We start from the raw sequence: 21147 nt of genomic DNA on the forward strand, positions 1-21147 counted from the left end.
TTAATTATCCATTATTAAAATTATCCATTATGGTTTTAGTTTTTCTTGACCAATCAGAGGGCCACATAAAAAAATCATCTTTAGAAGCTGCTGGTTACGGCGCTAAAATTGCTGAACAATTGGGCGTTTCTGCAGAAGGAATTGTGTTAGGTAATGTTTCCGAAGATTTGGCTGTATTAGGCAAATACGGATTGAAAAAAATACATACCGTAAAAAATGATACACTCGATCATTTAGATGCCCAGGTATTTACCAGTGTAATGGCACAGGCAGTTGCTGCCACAGGAGCCACTGTGGTTGTATTTTCCAATAATCTTAACGGAAAATCTATTGCCCCTCGTTTAAGTGTTAAGTTGAAAGCCGGTTTGGTTAGCGGTGCTATTGCATTGCCCGATACCAGCAACGGTTTTGTAGTAAAGAAAAATGTTTTCAGTGGTAAGGCCTTTGCCAATATTGCTTTAAATACCCCGGTAAAAATTATTGCCTTAAGCCCTAACTCATTTAATATTACCACTACCGATGGTACAGCAGAAGTGGTGTCATTTGCCGCTACTGTAGATACACCAAAAGTTACTGTAACCGCTGTAAATAAAATTGTTGGCGAAGTACCATTAAGCGAAGCGGAATTAGTGATCAGTGGTGGACGTGGTTTAAAAGGCCCCGAAAACTGGGGACTGGTTACCGACCTGGCAAAATTATTAGGCGCCGCTACTGCCTGTAGCCGCCCGGTTGCAGATATCGGCTGGAGGCCACATCACGAGCACGTAGGACAAACCGGTTTGGCCATTGCGCCCAATCTATATTTTGCTATTGGCATCAGTGGTTCTATTCAACACCTGGCCGGTGTAAACAGGAGCAAGGTAATTGTAGTGATCAATAAAGATCCGGAAGCGCCGTTCTTTAAAGCGGCAGATTATGGTATTGTTGGCGATGCTTTTGATGTAATGCCTAGGATCATTGACGCTGTAAGAAAGTTAAAAGGAGCATAAACTAAAACACAATAATTATATAAAGCCTTTCAATGAGTATTGAAAGGCTTTATTTTTTACATTTGTTTATTAAACTAAAAAAATGAAAACAGTTTTTTTAATCCTTACCACCCTTTGCATTGCTTCTTTTGTAAATGCGCAGAAAGATTTTCGGGGAGAAATAATTTATCAGCTACATGCCAGTGGCGAAGAAAAACCGGATGCTGAATTAAAAGTTTTGTTTGGCGAGCGCAAATTAAAATTGCTTTTTAAAGAAAAAGACGACTATGAGAAAGATGCTCTTGTAGTCCTTTTAGATTCCGGGGCAACTTTTACACTTAGTGCTGCTGATAAAACATTTAAGAAAAAAATGCTGGTGGCCAACTACCCTTTACCGGCTCCGCAAAAGAAAACTATCGGCGGTTACACCACCACTCCGTTTCAACCTGAAAAAAATGGTTTGAGTGGTTTGTATTCGAGGCTTTTCGGTTCTTCTGATGCTACTTTTTACCTGGCAGATTCTCTTACTTATTTTATACCCGAAAAGTACAAAGGGAATATGGAGTTTATTATTATTCAACGGGGCCGGATAGTTTTAGGTGCCGAGTTGCAAATGCCCCGTCCGCCTTCGGAAGAAGAATTTGATTCCGGCACTACAAGTAACCAGGTAATTACAGCAGAAGCCATTTCTGTTACATCAATGCCAATAGATGAAAACGAATTTATTATTCCGGCTGATTATACCAACCAAAAAAACATTTCATTTCAGCCTCCTGTAATTGTTGACACTACGGTTGCAGTGGTGGACAGCGCGGTAAAACGGATAAGAACAACCAAAAAGAAAATCCCTGCAAGTAAAGGCAAGAGTAAAACCAAAGCTACCATTAAACCAAAAGTTGCAGCAAAAAAAGAATAGTTATTGGCGCTATTGAAATTGTATCAAATACTACAAATGAAAAAAATTGCACTTTCTTTTTTACTGAAAATTTTCACGCTGACTCTTTTTGCACAAACGCAGTTTGAAGGAAAGGTTGTTCATGCATTTACTGCTGAGCAGGACAAGCGGACAGGTACCATAGAAATATATTACGGCAACAAAAAAATAAAGGGAATAAAAAAAATAACCGGCGAAGAGAAAAAGGAAGCAGACGATGATGAGTTAATTATCAATTTTTCAAAGGGAGTTGTGTATAATATTAATCACCTTAACAGGACTTACAGGATAGATAGTATCAAAAATAAAATGTCCCACTCCTTCCCCTCGTTTGTACCAATTCCTGAAAAGAATAAACTTATCCTGAACCGTTCGTGCAGTGCATTTTCGTTAGACAGTTCTAAAAAAAATGTTTTTACAGATAAAATGAATTTTCTTTTTTGGTACGCCGATTCCCTGCACTTTTCTGTAGATGACAAATACCTGATTTCTGATGACATGGCAGTGTTTACCAATGGCAAAACAATTTGCATGGGCATCAAAATAATTATAGATGACCATAATGTTAAAAAAACAGCTGAGTTAACCCCGGTTCTTGTAACTCCGATGCATCTTGCCGATTCAATATTTGAAATACCGGCGGATTATATTTTGGAAGTAACCGGCAATCAATACATCCAGGAAACCCCGGTTGATTCTACTGTAATGGTACAAATCGCAACGGAGGATTCTGCTATAAAAAGCATTAAATCACCTGGGGTTTCAAAGAAAAAGACACCTGCAAAATCTACCCCAAACAAGTCTGCCGTAAAAAGCCCCGCAAACAAAAGAAAAGAGTAACTATTCTTTTAGTATTTTAAGGGCTTTTGTTTTTATATTTGCTTTTATTATTCATCTATAATCAGTACTTCGCAATCAGCGGAGATAGGATATGAAGAAAATAGAACTGGAAATAGTTGCATTATCGCACAGCATTACCCAAACGCATTCGTATGCCGTGGTATTGGGAGAAGTGAATGGCCTGCGCCGTTTACCTATTGTAATTGGTGGTTTTGAAGCACAGGCCATTGCAGTAGCGCTGGAACGTATGAGCCCCAGCCGTCCGCTTACACACGACCTGATGAAGAATTTTATGCTGGCCTTTAATGTTGAACTGCATGAAGTGGTGATCAATGATCTGCAGGAAGGTATCTTTTACAGCAAATTAGTCTGCAGTTCAGCCAACGATACAGTAGAGATAGATTCCCGTACCTCAGATGCACTGGCATTGGCTGTACGTTTTGGCTGCCCTGTGTATACCTACGATTCAATTTTAGACCAGGCCGGCATTTTAATGGAAGATGATGGCAAAAAGAAAAAAGTACAGGCCGTAACCACCGAAACAGGCGGCAGTGATGACTTAAAAACCATGAGCATTGAAGAGCTGAATACCTTGCTTAACGAAGTATTGGACAGCGAAGATTATATACGTGCCATTGCCATAAGAGATGAGATAAAAAGCAGGAAGGGCAAATAAAGGATAATTATTTAATGGATAGTTGAAAATGTTTTCCATTGTGGTTTCTGCTGATTTTCCAGACTATTTATTTTCAATGTACTGTTTCCTTCTAAAACATTATCCATTATAAATTATTTCATTATCCATTAAGCATGCTTTCTTTCCCTAACTGTAAAATAAACCTCGGCTTACATATTCTTAATAAAAGGGAAGATGGATTTCACAACCTGGAAACAGTATTTTATCCCGTTGCTTTAAAAGATGCTGTTGAAATTATCCCTGCTCATGATACTGCTGCACCAATAACATTCACTTCATCCGGTTTAATTGTAGATGGAAATAACGAGGATAATATTTGCAGTAAAGCATACCATCTTTTAAAAAACGATTTTCCCGGATTACCTGCCATAAAAATGCATTTGCATAAAGCCATTCCAATGGGCGCAGGTTTAGGTGGCGGCTCTGCAGATGGTGCTTTTGTGTTACAGCTACTCAACAAAAAATTCAACCTCGGCCTCTCCGCTTCCCAACTTCTGCACTACGCTTCCCTGCTTGGCAGCGATTGCCCTTTCTTTATCATCAACAAGCCTTGCTATGCAACCGGCCGTGGAGAAATACTGGAAGATATAAATATCAACCTGTCGGAGTATAAAATTGCTTTGATAAATCCTGGTATTCATGTAAATACCGGCTGGGCATTTGCTCAACTTACTCCTGCCCTTCCGCAACAATCAATCAAGGAGATTATTGCACAGCCCATAAAAACATGGCGACAGGAATTAAAAAATGATTTTGAAAAACCGGTGTTTGAAAAATATCCTGTTATACAAAATATCAAAGAAACCCTATACGCAAGTGGCGCTGTATATGCTGCTATGAGTGGTAGTGGAAGTACGGTGTTTGGCATCTTTGAAAAAGAAATGGCTGTTCCGCAATTTGATGGTGCTGGTTATTTTGTAAAAACAATGGCTTAAGCCAGCTCAAACAATAAAGAATCAATATCTAAAGCCGAAGTGCCCATCCACAATTTCCCTTCGGCATTAACGGGCCAATGTTCTTTCGGCCTGTCCCAATATAATTCCACCCCATTGCCATCAGGGTCATTTAAATAAATAGCTTCTGATACACCATGGTCGGATGCACCGGTCAATGGATATGCAGCCTCCGTCAACCTTTTAAATATCGCTGCAAGGTCTTTTCTTGTTGGATACACAATAGCTACATGGTATAAGCCTGCCGCCCTTACCGGTGCCGGCCCTGCATTTTTACTATGCCAGGTATTTAATCCAATATGATGATGGTAACCTCCGGCAGAAATAAAAACAGCACTATCACCATAACGTTGCGTAATTTCAAAGCCCAGCAGGTCTTTATAAAAAGTCAACGCTTTATCAAGATCTGTTACTTTTAAATGCACATGCCCGATATGGGTTTGCGCCGGAATTGCATAACTCATAATTTTTTTTTATCTTGCACCAAATTTACAACTATCAGTAATTTATACAATATAGTATCTTTTCTACGCAGCAACCTCGATCTGCTCAATCATCGAAGTATATAGTCTGTAAACTCTGCACAACCGGCGGAGTGTTTTTCCCTGTTTACGTTTTACTTTATTTTCTCTATTTACTTTTTATACTTTATTTAATTTTTATACTTTTCATATGCATACTACTATTGCTTTATCAGCAACATCGCAACACTATCTTGATTTAGAAGAAAAATTCGGTGCCCACAATTATCATCCGTTGCCTGTAGTGCTCCATCGTGGCGAAGGTGTTTTTTTATATGATGTGGACGGCAAACGGTATTATGATTTCCTTAGTGGTTATTCTGCCGTTAACCAGGGCCATTGCCATCCCCAAATCGTTGCCGCATTAATTGAGCAGGCACAAAAACTTACCCTTACATCAAGGGCTTTTCACAGTAATTTACTGGGAGAATATGAAGAGTATATCACATCATATTTTGGTTATGATAAAGTATTGCCCATGAATACCGGTGTGGAAGCTGTTGAAACAGCAATAAAACTGAGCCGCAAATGGGCTTACCAGGTAAAAGGCATTGCAGAGAACCAGGCAAAAATTATTGTTTGCGAGGGAAATTTTCATGGCCGTACTACCGGTGTTATTTCTTTTAGTAATGATACTTCGGCTACAAAAAACTTTGGCCCCTATATGTCCGGCTACCAGGCTATTCCTTTTAATGATACCGCAGCTTTGGAAAAAGCTTTCCAGGATAAAAATGTAGCCGCCTTTTTATTTGAACCCATACAAGGTGAGGCCGGCGTTGTGGTACCTGATGAAGGTTATTATAAAAAGATAAGAACATTATGCTCAGAATACAATGTATTGATGGTAGCAGATGAAATACAAACCGGTTTGGCAAGAACAGGAAAAATGCTGGCCTGCGATCATGAAGCCGTTCGTGCAGATATTTTAATTTTAGGAAAGGCATTAAGCGGCGGCGTACTTCCTGTTAGTGCAGTACTGTGTGATGATGAAATTATGATGACCATTAAACCCGGTGAGCACGGCAGCACTTACGGTGGCAACCCTTTAGCCTGCAAAGTAGCAATCACTGCACTGGAGGTATTAAAAAATGAAAAGCTTACAGAAAATGCAGCACAGATGGGTGAATTATTGAGAACATCTTTACGCCGGTTAAATTCTCCGTTTATTGAAACAGTAAGAGGTAAAGGTTTATTGAATGCAATTGTAATAAAACACAATAACCCTGAAGCTGCCTGGGAACTTTGCCTGGCATTAAAAGAAAACGGTTTACTGGCGAAACCAACACATGGCGATAAGATACGCTTTGCGCCTCCCCTGGTAATTACTGCTGCACAAGTTGAAGACTGCGTAACAATTATTGAAAAGAGTTTACAGCAACTTGCATAATCGTTTATATTTGTTGCACAATTAATTTTATGGATACCCACCTGCATCACGGCCACACAGAATCGCATTTAAAAAGTTCAGAAGCTTTAACGGATATTGTAATTGGCATGAGTGACGGACTCACTGTTCCTTTTGCATTGGCCGCAGGTTTAAGTGGTGCTGTAAGCAGCAGCAGTATTATTGTAATTGCCGGCATTGCAGAAATTTGTGCCGGCAGTATTGCCATGGGCCTGGGTGGCTACCTTGCCGGCAAGACGGAGCAGGATCATTATAAAAGTGAACAACGCAGAGAATATGATGAAGTAGAAAACCTGCGCCACAAAGAGATCGAGGAAACAAAAGAGTTTTTTGCCAACATAGGATTAAGCCCCGCATTGCAGGATAAGGCCACAGAAGAAATTGCTCAGGACAAAGACCGCTGGGTAGATTTTATGATGAAGTATGAATTAGGTTTGGAAAAACCCGATCCTAAAAGAGCCACCAAAAGTGCACTCAATATTGGCCTCTCTTATATTGCTGGTGGTATCATTCCGCTAAGCCCCTACTTCTTTATCAGTGACTCTGCTGAAGCTTTAAAAATATCCGTTGTTGCAACATTGGTTTGTCTTTTTATATTTGGTTTTTTTAAAAGTAAGATCACCGGTATTAATCCATGGTGGGGTGCATTAAGAGTTACCTTGATCGGTGCTATGGCAGCTGCAGCAGCCTTTGGTGTGGCCAAACTTTTTGAGCACTAATCGGATTAATCCATCATTTACACTTTTCCTTATCGTAAATATTACATTGTGTAGTAATAACACTAAGTAGTATTTGTACTACACGAAAAAATTTTTTGTACTACAAACATAAATCCCCTTCGTATATTACGTAAGTAACAGCACTGTTAGTAAACATTATTTACTACCTAACGTTACTGATTACAGGCAAGTTATAGTTGTTTAAAAAATCAATCAACAACTTTTATTTATACGTACTGGAAAAGGTAAAAAACCCATTTTAATATGACCATTAATTATATCTGATGTTTCAACATTTATTTAACAAATTGGTATAATTTTTGAAACTAATTCGGGAGTTCCGCTTTAAAACCAAAATGAAAAATCCAATGAAAACCAATCTTTACAAAAAAGCAGCAAACACGCCAGGTTCTTTTGTTTCGTTTCACCAAAAAAATCCGTACTACATCCGAAAGCAAAAAAAAACTGATTGAATAATATTTATTCAATATCAACAACCTGATAGTTTTTAATTACCCTTTTATCCCCCTCATTACCAGCAAAGCAGACACAATTTTGAAATGGTGTAAGTAATTTTTATTGACTGTAAAGCAACTACTATAGTAGCTTTATACATGAAGTTTAAAATTATTTCTACTGGCAAATAGTATCTACTACTACAGTTTGCATTTTCACTCTTGTGTAGCTTTACAATTAAGTTTTTTGTTTGAGTAATCAAACGGAAAATAAAACCAATATCTGTTAAAAACTAAATTCAACCCAATGAAAACTGTTGACTTTTCTACCAGGAGAGTTATGCGCTCTTTTGCCGCACTCTTCACCTTGATTTTTTGTTTTGCCCTTACAGCTTCTGCCACTACTTACTACATCAGCCCTTCGGGTAATGATGCTACTGGTACCGGCACCAGCGCTAATCCATGGAAGACGTTGTACAAAGCCACTAACACTGTTGCTGGTGTGGGCGACATCATTCATGTCAATGCAGGTACCTACATTGAAACATTGCAATGCGCTTTAAAACCAGGCGTAAGCATTGAAGGCGATGGCGCTACCTCAATACTTAAAAGCAGTTTAACTGCCGACTGGACAGAAATGTTATCCCTGCGCTCAGCAGAAGGTACCAATGGCAACCAGCACATTTCCTTTGTAAAATTCGACGGACAAAATCTCTCCACCTTCTGGGGTATTTATGTTGGTGGCCGTAGTAATGTGAGCATACATGATATTACCATGGTGGATTTTAAAGACCGTGGTATTTTATTCGGCGGCCGCAATGATGGCAATGGTGCGCCTCCCACCATTTATGCAACAGGGAACAGCTTTTATAACAATACCATTACCAATTGTGCAGCCTATAATTTATCAACCGGTGCCTATGGCCGTGGTTGCTTAAATATCGGCGGGCAGGATGGTATGTTGATCTACAACAATACCATCTCGCAAACCAGCAGGCCCGAAGGCTATAATGGCTGGCCCATTAAAGGCTGGAACGAAGGTTACCTCAAAGGCTGTAAGATCTATAACAATACCCTCAATAAAATACCTATGGGCAACTCATCGGGCAATACCGGCTGGAATTTTGCCATTGAATTGTTCAATGAATCAGGATTAGAGATCTATGGCAATACCATTACCGGTGGTTCTATCGATCTTAACTTTCAAACTAAAAATGGTTATGCCTATAGTGTATGGATACACGATAATATAATTAAGCAAACCACTTTAAACACCTGGATAGAAAGTGGCATTGTACTGGAATACGGTACCGATGGCGCTATCATTGAAAACAATACCATTGATAAAAAAGCACACGGTATTGAATTTAATCCCCGTTCGGGTGATATGGTTAAAGATGTTACCATCCGCAAGAACCTGCTTACCAATATTACCATGGCGCAGAACACCGGCGGCCTCATCGGTGTTTTCAGCAATGCAGGCGACTTCAGCATCAATAACTTTAATGTACTTAACAATACTATGGTGGCCACAGCAGGCTCTGCTCCGTGGTGGGGTATAAATTTTGGTGCCTTAAATGCAGGCACTGCCAGGAACATCAGCATCAAGAACAACATCATCATGAACATACTCAGCGGCTTTATGGTGCAGGGCGGTGCTATAGGTATGGATTCGGTATATATCCAGAACAACAATACCTACAATAACGGCAACAGCAACAACCCCACCTTTAATGGTGTGGTACCAACCAATTATACCAACACCAATAATCAGCATGTGGTGCCGCTGTTTGTGTCTGCTACCGATTTTCATTTGCAGGTGGCTTCGCCCATGATAGATAATGGCGTGTATGTAGGTATACCTTATGCAGGTGCAGCACCTGATAAAGGCTTTGCAGAATTTGGCAGCATTATTCTCCCGGTTAAATTACTCGACTTTACGGCCGCAGAAAAAGCTGGTAAAAATATATTGCAATGGAAAACAGCCACCGAAAGCAACAGCGATTATTTCAGTATTGAAAGAAGCAGCGATGGCCAGCACTTTACCGCCATCGGCAGGGTAAGCGCAGCAGGCTTCAGTTCATCAGAACTCAGTTATAATTTTACTGATGCCAGCCCAATTGCCGGTGTAAATTATTACCGCCTGGTAATGCTGGATAAAGATGCCAGTAAAGATTACAGCAATACCGTTGCAGTGATGAATAAAAAAGACCAGTCGCTGACTATTACTGCAGCACAGGTTTCGGCGGGAAGAAAAGAAATGGTTGTTTCTATAGTAAGTGCTCAAAATCAAAAAGCCACTATAGCATTATATGATGCCAATGGCCGTTTGTTTTTAAATGAGCCTGTACTGTTACAAAAAGGGATGAACTCCATCAATAAAAATATAAGTTCAGTATCAAGAGGTATCTATTACTTTAAATTATTTACTGCAGAAGAAATGACGGTAAAAAATATTCTTACCAACGATTAAATTTCGTTTATCGGTTGTAAAAAAAATCCCCCTGTAAACCAGGGGGATTTTTTTTAGCTTCATGTACTTTCTGTATCACTATCAGGCTGTAGCTTCTGTATGTTTATGATTGCTGGAAATATTTTTCATTGTCCATTCTATTTTTTTCTCAAACGGATGTTTACGCACATTACAATTGTCTTTTAAACAGATATTGCAACTGAAGTCAAGACAACCATCGGAGTGTACAAAAAGTTCTACTGATTCGCCATATTCATTTTTTACCAATGCAGAAAGTGAATCAATTTCGGCATGCGCCTCATGTACATTTAAATACCAGGGCACGGTGAGATGACAATCAAGATGTATGGTGGCCCCGTATTTTATTATCCTCAGGTTATGCAGGTCTATCCAGTTTTCCTTGCGGTTGGCATTCAGCATTTCTACCATTTTTTTTAAAAGAGCTTCATCTGCTTCATCCATAATGCCTGCAATAGAACTCCGTATGATCTTATACCCGGTATAAATAATGATCATCGAAAATAAAATGGCCACAGCACTATCTATCCAGGATATTTTTGGGAACAACAGCATTAATAAAAGACCAATAACAATACCTGCTGTACTCCAGGTATCTGATTGCAGGTGCTTACCACTTGCAATTAATGGTAATGAATTATTTCTTTTTCCTGTTTTAATACAAACGGCACCGGCAATATAATTGATGAGCCCTGTAACTGCCACCAGTATTAAACCAGAATCCAGCTTTTTGATAGTATGCGGATGCTGCAGGTTATTGATCGCTTCGTAAATGATCACAAAACCTGCAACCGTAATCAGGGTACCCTCAACAGCTGCAGAAAGAAACTCTGCCTTACCGTGGCCGTAAGGATGATCATGATCCTTAGGTTTTGCTGAAACATAAAGGCTATATACGCCAATTAACCCGGCAATTACGTTGACCGTGCTTTCCAACGCATCGGTAAGAATGGCCACTGAACCGGTGAGGTACCACGCTATAAGCTTCAACACAAATAAAACGATACTGATGGAAGTAATGATTTTCTGCAGGCGCAGGTTCTGTTGTGTTGTTTGCAAAAGAAGAAATTTAGGGTGCAAATATACAAAAGCTGTAACACAAGGTCCGACGCCCTCGTCTGACCGTGTTCCGCATGGTCTGACGTCCTCGTCTGACCATGTTTAGCATCATCATCTGATCTTGTTCCGTATGATCTGCCAACCGTGCCAGGTCATGTTCAAAAATATCCTCCACAATCTTTCCAAACACAACCCCCAACCCGTATTTTTGTTGATAAACTAAAACGACTGCATATGGATTTTCAATTTTCAGAAGAACAACTAATGATCAGGCAGGCTGCAAGAGATTTTGCAGTTAATGAATGCCTTCCCGGTGTTATAGAACGGGACGAACTGCAAAAATTTCCCAAAGACCAGATAGAAAAACTCGCCGACCTTGGTTTTATGGGCATGATGGTAAAACCGGAATATGGTGGCAGCGGCATGGATACAGTGAGTTATGTTTTAGCCATGGAAGAAATAAGTAAAGTAGATGCCAGTGTAAGTGTTTGTATGAGCGTAAACAATAGCCTGGTTTGCTATGGCCTGCAGGAATACGGCAGTGAAGAGCAGAAAGTAAAATATTTAACCCCGCTGGCACAAGGTAAAAAAGATGGCGAATTACATATCGGTGCATTTTTACTGAGCGAACCGGAAGCCGGAAGCGACGCCACATCTCAACAAACCACGGCAGAAGATAAAGGCGATTATTATTTGCTGAATGGCACAAAAAACTGGATCACCAATGGCAACAGCGCATCGGTATATTTAGTTATTGCACAAACAGATGTAAGCAAAGGCAGCCGGGGCATCAATGCTTTTATTGTTGAAAAAAAATGGGCAGGCGTAACCGTTGGGGCCAAAGAAAATAAACTGGGTATCCGTGGAAGTGATACGCACAGCATTTTATTCAACGATGTAAAAGTGCCTAGAGAAAACAGGATCGGCGAAGATGGCTTTGGTTTTAAGTTTGCAATGAAAACACTTGCCGGCGGAAGAATTGGTATTGCGTCACAGGCATTGGGTATTGCCAGCGGCGCTTACGAAAGGGCATTGGCTTACAGTAAACAACGCAAGGCTTTTGGTAAAGAGATCATGCACCACCAGGCAATACAATTTAAGTTGGCCGATATGGCAACAAAAATTGAATGCGCAAGGTTGCTTTGTTTAAAAGCGGCATGGGAAAAAGATAACAAGATCGATTATACCTTAAGCGGCAGCATGGCAAAAGTTTTTGCCAGCGAAACAGCCATGTGGACGGCCACTGAAGCCGTGCAGATTCACGGTGGGTATGGTTTTGTAAAAGAATACCATGTAGAACGCATGATGAGGGATGCAAAGATCACACAGATATACGAAGGCACCAGCGAAGTGCAACGTATTGTGATCAGCAGGAGTATATTGAAATAAAAATAATTAAAAGCTCAGGCGGACAATTATCATTGTCCGCTTTTTTTATTAACCTTATTCACATTACAATTATCGTAATACCCGTTTATGATATTTCTCCAAACCGCAACTCTCTCCGGCATATCATTTCCGCTTTCATCATAAAAGTAGCCCGGGGTTTTACTACTGATCTTTTCTCTTAAAAAAGTACAATTATAAAAACGCAGTAAACTAAAAGATGTAAAATCTCCGGCCAGGTAAGGATGGCTGATATTATAAATTTGCGCCCCATCCTTTTGTGTCTGTATATAAAAAGAAGATTGCGCTGCTGCATTTACAAACTCAAACAGGCCCAGGGTATCAGTACCGGCAATTCTTTTTACACAGCAGTTTCTTTTGGTCATACTATCACCATAATCATTCTTCAGGTCGCGGAGTTTATACCAGGTTTTGCCAATTAAAATATTGGTAATGATGCCGGGGTTATATTTTTCTCTTATTGTGTCTGTAATAATTTTTTGCCTGTTTTTTTTATCTTTATTTGTCCTGCGCTCAACAGAGTTCATTTCCACCATCGCATTATTGGAGCCATGCAGATCCATCCTGAACGAACCTTCAACCGTATCGGTATATAGCAATACCAGTTTGCCATTGTATAGGCTTTGTGCATTTGTTTTAATAAAAGCCAGGCAAATAAAAAATAGTAAGTAACAACGCATACATATATTTTCTGTAAAATAGTTTTTTATATCTCCTCCCCTATACCATTTTGTGGGTATTTTTGCATTTCAAATCTCAACAATGCCTGTTAATAAAGAGTCGTATTTAGTACTAAATAACCAGTTAAAAGAAAAAAACGTTTGCCTGGTGGCTGTTTCCAAAACAAAGCCTGTAGAAGACATACAAGCCTTGTACGACCTGGGCCAGCGTGACTTTGGAGAAAACTATGTACAGGAACTGGTAGAAAAAGAAGCGGCTTTACCAAAAGATATCCGATGGCATTTTATCGGCCACCTGCAAAGAAACAAAGTAAAATACATTGCCCCTTTTGTGCATCTAATTCATGGTGTTGACAGCTATAAATTACTTGAAGAAATCAATAGCCAGGCATTAAAATGCAATCGTATCATTGATTGCCTGCTTCAAATGCATATTGCAATAGAAACTACAAAATTTGGATTCAATGAAGAAGAATTGGTAAATATTCTTAAAACCGTTCCAAAATATCAGCAATTAAATACAATGAAAAATGTCAGAGTAATTGGACTTATGGGTATGGCTTCATTCTCTGAGAATAAAGATTTAATAAGAAGTGAGTTTAGAAATTTAAAAAAGATATTTGATTCTAATGTGGCTCTATCAACTATTAATTTTCAACTATCCACTTTAAGCATGGGCATGAGCGGAGATTATACCATTGCAATAGAAGAAGGCAGCAATATGGTTCGTATTGGCAGTTTATTATTTGGCGAAAGAAATTATACGCATTGATGAGCCAGGAAATAATCATTCTTTGTGCTGCCGCATTTGCAGCAGGTTTTATCGATTCCATTGTTGGCGGTGGCGGCCTGGTACAAACACCGGTGGTTTTAGTAACCTTACGGCAACATCCTTTAGCAACACTTTTAGGCACTACAAAGATCCCCTCTATTTTTGGTGCAGGCATTGCAGCAGTTCAATACAGCGTAAAAGTTAAATTGAACTGGCGCTTGCTGGCCCTTATGTGCAGCATTGCATTAACTGCAGCTTATGCAGGCTCACGAACGGTAGCTTTGGTAAGCAATAGTTTTATGAAGCCGGTCATCTTTTGTGTATTGATAGCCGTTGCCATTTATACCTATACTAAAAAAGATTTTGGCCTTGCTGTTACTACCTCTCTCAGCCGCAAAAAAGAAATGCTCTATGCACTTCTGTTTGCATTGCTTATTGGCTTTTATGATGGTTTCATTGGCCCCGGCGCCGGAAGTTTTATGGTTCTTTTTTTTATCAGTGTTATGGGTTTCGATTTTTTAAAAGCGAGCGCCCATTCCAAACTACTGAATGTATCTACTAACCTTGGTTCCATTATTTTCTTTAGTGGCAGCGGGCATATTTTATATCATTACGCTATACCCATGGCTATTTTTAATTTCAGCGGATCATTACTTGGTTCAAGACTGGCTATTTTAAAAGGCAATAAATTTATCCGTATCTTTTTTTTAATTGTTGTGGCAGGAACCATCATCCGCTTCGGGTATGATATCTTTTTCAAAAAATCATAAAAAAAGAATGCGCCAGAAGGCGCATTCCAATATACATTGAGCATTAATTATTTTAATGGTACAATACTGTTGTTCCCTGTTTGTTATGTACCACGCCATCCACATCTACCGCTTCAATCATCCATACCACGGTTTGTGTTTCTGCAGGCTTATTATTTATTTTGCCATCCCAGCCTGGTAAATCACTATTCATGCTGAATAATAAACCACCCCAGCGATTGTACACCCTAAAGTAATTTACTTTGGTAAAGCCGATGAGGATTGGCCTCAACCTGTCATTTGTACCATCACCGTTTGGCGTAAAACCTGTAGGTACATAGATCTCGATCTTTTTGTGTGTTTTCACCAACTGCGTATCTACTGTAATACAACCATTGGCAGTTTTTAATTCGATGGTGTACAATTGAGGTGCAATGCCTTTAAATACCGGGCTAAAGCTGTAGCGGTTACTTAAGCTTACAGGTGGCGACCACGTAACGGTAGTACCAATTGACCTAGCCTGTAATTGTTCCGGGAAATTATAGGCCGCATCTTTATCTGGATAAACAACTCCCGGTGTGGTGGGGTCAATGGTAACACTTGCTGTTTTTACATCAAAAGATACCGGGCATTCTGCGGTACTCACTGATAATTTAACGATATACGTTCCTGCTGCAGGATAACTGTATACCGGTGTTTTTACATTATCGGTATGCCCGTTTCCAAAATCCCACAGGTAATTAACAGTGGAAGTAGTATTATTAAATGTTCTGTTGATAATAGGCACCCGAAGGTTTTCACATACCGGACGAATGGTAAAATCTGCTGAAGGCACCGGATGCACAATTACATTATAACTGATACTATCACTACAACCCCCTGGCGTAGCCGCTAATAGTTTTATAGTATAGTTGCCGGCTTTTGCATAACTGTAAGTAATATCGGTACCTGTTTTAATTACACCATCTCCCATATCCCAGGTGTACGCCAGCGGATCAGAAGTGATGGTGGTGCCGTTAGTTAACGTAAACACATGGCCGGGGAAACATTGCACATTATTGTCGATAGTAAAATTAGTAACCGGGCTTTGCTGTACCAGTACTTTAAAAATACTGTCGGTAGTACAACCGCCACTGGTTTCTTTGGCACTTAATTTTACATCGTACGTTCCTGCAGCAGCATAGTGATGTGCAATATCATTGGAGTAATCAAAATTGCCATCGCCAAAATCCCAGGTATAGGTTAGTACACCGGCTGATACAGTACTTTTATTATTAAAAATAAACCAGTTGTCTTTAAAACATTGTATAGGTTCGTCTACCACAAATGCCGAAACAGGACTTGGATTTACCACTACATCAATATCACGGGTGTCAGTACATCCGCCCGGTGCGGTAACCAGTAACTTCACATGGTAAGCCCCCGGGCTGGCATAGCTATGGGTAGCATCGGCAGAAGTGTAGGTAGTACCATCTCCCATATCCCACAAATATTGCAAATTGCCTGTTGCCAAGGTACTGGTATTGGTAAACACAAACTGGTGCCCTTTATCGCATTGCGTTGTGGCATTGCTGGTAAAGCCTGCAACAGGCGATGCCCATACATCTATCTGTTTTGTTTTTGTTGTACGGCTGCAACCGGTATTGCTGGAAACAATGGCATAGTAAGCCCCTGTTTGCGTTACAAACAACGATGTTGATGTAGCACCCGGTATTGGCCCGCTGGCGTTGTACCATTGTATATTATCATGTGGCAGCACTTTTAATTCCACCGTTTCACCGGTTATGGCACAATGAGAAGAAGGGCCTATTTGTTGTATCGAATCACTGAGAATATCCACTTTTACGTCTACCTCATCCTGTGTGGCACAGCCTCCGCCCCCAGTGGTTACCGTTAGTGTATAGGTTGTAGATACTGACGGTGTTGCTATGGGGTTGGAAATATTCGGATCACTCAGTCCCGTGACCGGTGTCCATTTATATAAACGATTAGGTTCAGGAGGATAGCCCAGCTGAACAGGATTATTATCGCAGGTTTGCCTGTTGGGGCCGGCATAGGAATGCACCGTTAAAGTATCCCACAAATAAGCAGTAAGTGTATCGGTACATCCATAAGTGGGATAAGGGATCAATTCAATTTTTAACGAGTCGCCGGACAATGGTGGCGGCGTTAAAGTAATAGATTGGCCTGTACCTAATAACTGAGTCATCAAGCCATTATACCAGTTATACGATTGATAGCCCGGAGGTGCATTCACCGTAACAGAAGCATCATCAGGACAAAATATAGCCCCGTCGAACGAGCCACTGCAGGTAGAGTTTAAATCGAGATATGCATAGCCGAAATGCGTACCACCTGTAAGGCCGCAACCAGTGGCGATAAAAGTAAGTTGTATCGTCTTGCCGGCATTATTATCCAGGTTGATTGATCTAGCGGCCCATGGTTTCCACCTGAATTGCGACGGAATATTGGGCTCCGGTTGAAAACCAGGTAATGGGTTTGCATTTGAATAAGCAATATCCATCGAATCACATCCGTAATTAACTGTATTATCGGTGAGGTTTTTAACCACTACCCTTAACCTTGGCTGGTCAACTGCTCCATGCCCGCCACCATTGTTGATCACAAGAGCATAATTATAGATCAACCTGAATTTATCCTGCCCCGGAGGTATGGTTAATGTGTAGGAAACTCCATCGGCATTGGTACCGGTATTTTGCACACCAATTCTGATGGAATAGTTACTACCGTTAGGACATAACACCGGAAACCCTCCGTATGGGTCAACTGCCGGAAAAGTAGCTGCTGAAATTATATCATGTCTTCCGGGTATAGGGGCTGTGGGATTAACAGTGATGTTTCCCGCATTAAAGGTACCGGTAAGACATTGCCATCCATTAAAAGTACCATCTTCAAAACCTATATTAACCGGGCATTGTGCCGCAGCATTAAAATTTTGAAATGACAATAATAAAGCGATGATGAGAGTACTAAAAACAGGTTTAAGGCCCTGTAAAGGGTAGTTTCTGTAAATTTGTTGCATGCGTAGTTATGGTTGGTAGAATTGAGTATGAAGATAAGGTAAAAAACCTGAAAACAAAAGCCCGCCCGAACCACAACCCTATGTTTACTGGGCTTCAAAGGTTTATGATTACAACAATTATGAATATGCTGCCCGGAGCCTGAAAAATTTATTTATTTCTGAAAATCAGTATATGACCTGCTGATCAGCCAACTATATCCAAAAATGAGTACCGAATTGCAAACCATACAAAAAATTCTGCAGGATAAAAGCGCTCCCGAAGCCCTGGCCGCATTTAAAAAATTTGTGCCCGGCAGCATGAAAATTTATGGTGTTCGTACACCGGTACTTAATGAATTGAGCAAACAGTATAAGGCTGGTGGATTTGCGTTGATAAAAACTTTATGGGATGCGGGAGCACTGGAAGAAAAATTACTGGCGGTAAAAATATTACAGCAAATTGCCAAACAGGATGCTGAAAGATCGTTACAGCTGGTACAATACTTTGCACCCGGCATTGATAACTGGGCAGTATGTGATGCCGTGGGTATGCAGGCTTTGCAAACCATCAGGAAAACCCATGCTACAGCAATTTTTGCATTGGCTGACAAATACAACTCCTCTGCTAATCTTTGGGAGCGAAGGCTAAGCCTGGTACTAGTGGAATGGTATACCAGGGACAAAACATACCATGAAGCAATAAAAAAATTAATCGCTACTGTAGAAAACGATACTGAATACTATGTGAAAAAAGCCGTGGTGTGGATCAATAAGAATTTTACCAAGGGCAAATAAAACTGGTTTAGGATTTGTGAACCGGCTTAATTAAATAAGTGAGTTTTCAACCCCTGACTCATTTAAGCGGTTTCTTTACCCATTGCAGCCAATTTCATTTTTGCGGCTGTTTCGTGGCCAAGGTATTTTTCAATTCTTGCTTCTACAAAATAAATAACGGGTGTTAAAATAATTGCCATGGTAGCTTTGTAGGCATAGTTAACCAGGCAGATGGCAAATACCAATTGCCAGCTCCAGCCCTTGCCTATTTTAAATGCAATGAACAATACAATAAAACTATCTACCAGTTGCGATACCAGCGTAGATCCTGTTGCCCTTAGCCACACTTTTTTTTCGCCGGTTACTTTTTTTATTTTATGAAACACGGTAACATCTACTATCTGGCTTACTAAAAATGCGGTAAGGCTACCAAAGATGATCCACATGCCCTGGCCAAAAATACCGTTGAATGCTTTTGACATATCAGGAATGCCATCCTGCACACCCGTACCATACCAGAATGCTGCCGGGGGCACCCCCATGGCCAGGTAAAACATTAAAAAAGCGTAAGCGATTAAAGCAATAGCGGTATAGGAAATACGGCGCACTGCCTTAGGGCCGTAATATTCATTCACAATATCTGTCATTATAAATTCCAATGGCCATAACAACACACCGCAGGTAAGACTAATGGATAAATGTTTTTCTCCAAACAAACTAAAATCTGAAGGCTGCATGCCGAATAATTTTTCCAGCGAAAATATTTTTGTGCCGATGCATTCTGCTATCAAGGCATTGGCTACAAAAAATGCAGTGAAGGTGACAAATATCTTTGTCGGCTTGTCTTTAAGTATGTTTTGTATCATGTGTTATTTACTGATAAAGTACCAATAGATCTCGGCAAGTAATGCTATAAAGTTAAACACAACAATCCAAAGTGGAATTTGTTGTATTTTTTTTGCGGCCATCAATCCCAGCACAATCAAACAAAAAACAGCATTTACCATTATCGATATCAGGCCCAGCACGGCCATTGTACCTTCTACAAATTGTAACGGAACAGCTACGTCTGATTTACCTTTTACTTTATCGTGCAGTTCCACAAAATGCATTACCACAGTTACAATAAAACAAAGGTTACAGAGTAAAACAAATTTTGAAAAAAATTTCATCCGGATTTTTTATAAATATAAATAGTTTACCTGGTTATCCATTCTTGCCGGTAAGCATCGGTACAAAAGAGAAATTTTCAAAAGCTTCTTCTTCGTAACTGCCGTCGGCATTTTTAGTAAGGCGCAGCATGCGTTGGTGTGGCCCTTCATCAACAGGTATCACCATTTTACCGCCGGTTTTTAACTGGGCAATTAATTTGGGTGGCACAAAGGGCGCAGCCGCAGTAATGATCACTTTATCAAAAGGTGCATAGGTAGGCAATCCTTCAAAACCATCACCATAAAAAAATTTAAGATTGGGGTATCTGGATTTTAATACAAAGCTTTTTGTTTTTTCAAACAGGTTTTTCTGTCGCTCAATGGTAAATACTTTGGCGCCCATTTCTGACAGCACCGATGCCTGGTAAATACTTCCGGTTCCTATCTCCAAAATTTTTTCTCCCGGTTTTACCTGCAGCAATTGTGTCTGGTAAGCAACAGTATAAGGTTGCGAAATGGTTTGTCCGTCGCTGATGGGGAAAGCCCTGTCTTCATAAGCGATTTCATCAAAAGCACTATCTAAAAAATAATGGCGTGGAATAGTATTGATAGCTTCCAGCACATTGTTATCTGTAATGCCTTTTTCTTTAAGAATATCAATCAGTTTTTTTCTAAGGCCTTTGTGCCGGTAAGTGTCTTCGTATTTTCTCATAAGTGTTAAGGTATCACAATAGCTTTAAGCCACAAGAGACCTAAGTAGCTGCAAGTTATTTTAAAACAGGTAATAAAATAAATCTGAAATGATATTATTTATTGAACCACCTGATTAAAAGAGAACCTGCCAGGCACAACGTGCCCAATAATAAAATCCTTACACCATGATTCCTTTCTTTTTCTGAATAACGATAAGGGTTTCTCCCATCTGGCAACGTCTTTTTACTATAAGCTAAATGCCAGCCAATAAAAACAGGGATCAGCCACCCTGCAAGTGCGGGCCTGTAACTATATGATGAAAAGAAGTCAACAGCGGTAGCCAGCAGCCCTACAGTAATCGCTACTGCATACCCTGCAAAAACAATATCGCCTTCAGCTGTTTCGGGCCTTGCCAGGAAATCATTTCGTTGTTTCCGTAATCGTTCAGCTTCTTCGGGCTTTATCTCTTTGCCTCTTTGTTGTAATATTTTAAGTGCCAGCTCATAATCAAAATCGCCCCATTCATCCGGCTTAATGATAATCTCTCTTAATTCATCATCAGAAAAACTGAAAAGATAATAATCCCTATCAGTGTCTTCCAGTTGTGATTTGTAATATGCAGCTAATATTTTTTGCGCCACTTCAAAATCCTTCTGCTTCAATTTTACCCTTATTTCTCTTGTTAACGGATTTGATGCAAACGTCGGATCAAAGAAACCATTACTGTCTTCGGTTACAACAGCAATGCCGTTTTCTGAAAGCCTGGCTACCAGTTCACGGGCAACCCCTTCGTCATTAAATTTCTGAAAAGTGAGAAATGTTGCATCACTCATAGTGCAATGGTGTAAAACCGTTTA

20 protein-coding genes are annotated in these 21147 nt (G+C 40.0%); 12 read left to right on the forward strand and 8 right to left on the reverse strand.

Annotated elements, in window-relative coordinates; all coding sequences use genetic code 11:
* Positions 1 to 29 precede the first annotated feature (29 nt).
* The 5 genes from ACYVM0_RS10405 to ispE all read left to right on the forward strand — a co-directional run bounded on the left by ACYVM0_RS10405 (position 30) and on the right by ispE (position 4374).
* Positions 30 to 989: an electron transfer flavoprotein subunit alpha/FixB family protein gene (locus tag ACYVM0_RS10405; protein WP_460556531.1), complete on the forward strand. Its 960-nt coding sequence runs from the start codon at positions 30 to 32 to the stop codon at positions 987 to 989.
* Between the two features lie 82 nt (positions 990 to 1071).
* Positions 1072 to 1884 (forward strand): hypothetical protein, encoded by an 813-nt coding sequence (locus tag ACYVM0_RS10410; protein ID WP_460556534.1) that lies wholly within the window; start codon positions 1072 to 1074, stop codon positions 1882 to 1884.
* Positions 1885 to 1920: 36 nt separating this feature from the next.
* Positions 1921 to 2742, forward strand: coding sequence for a hypothetical protein (locus ACYVM0_RS10415; RefSeq protein WP_460556537.1), 822 nt, complete (start codon positions 1921 to 1923; stop codon positions 2740 to 2742).
* Between the two features lie 91 nt (positions 2743 to 2833).
* Positions 2834 to 3418, forward strand: a complete 585-nt coding sequence (locus ACYVM0_RS10420; protein WP_430990719.1) for a bifunctional nuclease domain-containing protein — start codon at positions 2834 to 2836, stop codon at positions 3416 to 3418.
* Between the two features lie 134 nt (positions 3419 to 3552).
* Entirely contained in the window at positions 3553 to 4374 is an 822-nt protein-coding gene (gene ispE / locus ACYVM0_RS10425; protein ID WP_460556540.1) for a 4-(cytidine 5'-diphospho)-2-C-methyl-D-erythritol kinase, read from the forward strand.
* Here the strand turns inward: ispE and ACYVM0_RS10430 are convergent.
* On the reverse strand, positions 4371 to 4856 hold the full coding sequence (locus ACYVM0_RS10430; RefSeq protein WP_460556543.1) for a VOC family protein: 486 nt from the start codon (positions 4854 to 4856) through the stop codon (positions 4371 to 4373). The genes ispE and ACYVM0_RS10430 overlap by 4 nt on opposite strands.
* Before the next feature lie 208 nt (positions 4857 to 5064).
* Here ACYVM0_RS10430 and rocD point away from each other — a divergent pair, with 208 nt between their 5' ends.
* From rocD to ACYVM0_RS10445, 3 genes are all read left to right on the forward strand, one after another.
* The gene (rocD, locus tag ACYVM0_RS10435; RefSeq protein WP_460556546.1) at positions 5065 to 6300 is read left to right on the forward strand and encodes an ornithine aminotransferase; all 1236 of its coding nucleotides are present in this window, start codon (positions 5065 to 5067) and stop codon (positions 6298 to 6300) included.
* Between the two features lie 29 nt (positions 6301 to 6329).
* The gene (locus tag ACYVM0_RS10440) at positions 6330 to 7037 is read left to right on the forward strand and encodes a VIT1/CCC1 transporter family protein (protein ID WP_460556549.1); all 708 of its coding nucleotides are present in this window, start codon (positions 6330 to 6332) and stop codon (positions 7035 to 7037) included.
* Positions 7038 to 7799: 762 nt separating this feature from the next.
* Positions 7800 to 9965, forward strand: a complete 2166-nt coding sequence (locus ACYVM0_RS10445) for a right-handed parallel beta-helix repeat-containing protein (protein WP_460556552.1) — start codon at positions 7800 to 7802, stop codon at positions 9963 to 9965.
* An 81-nt stretch (positions 9966 to 10046) separates the two neighbouring features.
* On the opposite strand, the gene ACYVM0_RS10450 is transcribed toward ACYVM0_RS10445, so the two are convergent.
* On the reverse strand, positions 10047 to 11042 hold the full coding sequence (locus tag ACYVM0_RS10450) for a cation diffusion facilitator family transporter (protein WP_460556555.1): 996 nt from the start codon (positions 11040 to 11042) through the stop codon (positions 10047 to 10049).
* Positions 11043 to 11276: 234 nt separating this feature from the next.
* Here ACYVM0_RS10450 and ACYVM0_RS10455 point away from each other — a divergent pair, with 234 nt between their 5' ends.
* Positions 11277 to 12431 carry an acyl-CoA dehydrogenase family protein gene (locus ACYVM0_RS10455; RefSeq protein ID WP_460556558.1) on the forward strand — a complete coding sequence of 385 codons (1155 nt, stop codon included), beginning with the start codon at positions 11277 to 11279 and terminating at the stop codon, positions 12429 to 12431.
* A gap of 29 nt (positions 12432 to 12460) precedes the next feature.
* Here ACYVM0_RS10455 and ACYVM0_RS10460 read toward each other — a convergent pair whose 3' ends face one another.
* Positions 12461 to 13129, reverse strand: a complete 669-nt coding sequence (locus tag ACYVM0_RS10460; protein WP_460556561.1) for a hypothetical protein — start codon at positions 13127 to 13129, stop codon at positions 12461 to 12463.
* An 82-nt stretch (positions 13130 to 13211) separates the two neighbouring features.
* Here ACYVM0_RS10460 and ACYVM0_RS10465 point away from each other — a divergent pair, with 82 nt between their 5' ends.
* The gene (locus ACYVM0_RS10465; protein ID WP_460556564.1) at positions 13212 to 13901 is read left to right on the forward strand and encodes a YggS family pyridoxal phosphate enzyme; all 690 of its coding nucleotides are present in this window, start codon (positions 13212 to 13214) and stop codon (positions 13899 to 13901) included.
* Positions 13901 to 14671 carry a sulfite exporter TauE/SafE family protein gene (locus ACYVM0_RS10470; RefSeq protein ID WP_460556566.1) on the forward strand — a complete coding sequence of 257 codons (771 nt, stop codon included), beginning with the start codon at positions 13901 to 13903 and terminating at the stop codon, positions 14669 to 14671. Before ACYVM0_RS10465 ends, ACYVM0_RS10470 begins: the two co-directional genes overlap by 1 nt.
* Positions 14672 to 14723: 52 nt before the next feature.
* Here ACYVM0_RS10470 and ACYVM0_RS10475 read toward each other — a convergent pair whose 3' ends face one another.
* A complete protein-coding gene (locus tag ACYVM0_RS10475) occupies positions 14724 to 17693 on the reverse strand; it encodes a PKD domain-containing protein (protein ID WP_460556569.1) in 2970 nt (989 codons plus the stop codon).
* Between the two features lie 204 nt (positions 17694 to 17897).
* On the opposite strand from ACYVM0_RS10475, the gene ACYVM0_RS10480 reads away from it, so the two are divergent.
* Entirely contained in the window at positions 17898 to 18467 is a 570-nt protein-coding gene (locus ACYVM0_RS10480) for a DNA alkylation repair protein (protein WP_460556572.1), read from the forward strand.
* Between the two features lie 62 nt (positions 18468 to 18529).
* On the opposite strand, the gene ACYVM0_RS10485 is transcribed toward ACYVM0_RS10480, so the two are convergent.
* From ACYVM0_RS10485 to ACYVM0_RS10500, 4 genes are all read right to left on the reverse strand, one after another.
* Positions 18530 to 19312 carry a VUT family protein gene (locus tag ACYVM0_RS10485; protein WP_460556575.1) on the reverse strand — a complete coding sequence of 261 codons (783 nt, stop codon included), beginning with the start codon at positions 19310 to 19312 and terminating at the stop codon, positions 18530 to 18532.
* A gap of 3 nt (positions 19313 to 19315) precedes the next feature.
* On the reverse strand, positions 19316 to 19618 hold the full coding sequence (locus ACYVM0_RS10490) for a hypothetical protein (protein ID WP_460556578.1): 303 nt from the start codon (positions 19616 to 19618) through the stop codon (positions 19316 to 19318).
* 34 nt (positions 19619 to 19652) lie between these two features.
* Positions 19653 to 20309 carry a protein-L-isoaspartate O-methyltransferase family protein gene (locus tag ACYVM0_RS10495; RefSeq protein ID WP_460556581.1) on the reverse strand — a complete coding sequence of 219 codons (657 nt, stop codon included), beginning with the start codon at positions 20307 to 20309 and terminating at the stop codon, positions 19653 to 19655.
* Positions 20310 to 20403: 94 nt separating this feature from the next.
* Complete coding sequence (locus ACYVM0_RS10500; protein WP_460556584.1) at positions 20404 to 21123, reverse strand: hypothetical protein; 720 nt, start codon at positions 21121 to 21123, stop codon at positions 20404 to 20406.
* Positions 21124 to 21147: the final 24 nt, after the last annotated feature.

It is taken from the genome of Ferruginibacter profundus, from assembly GCF_054783275.1.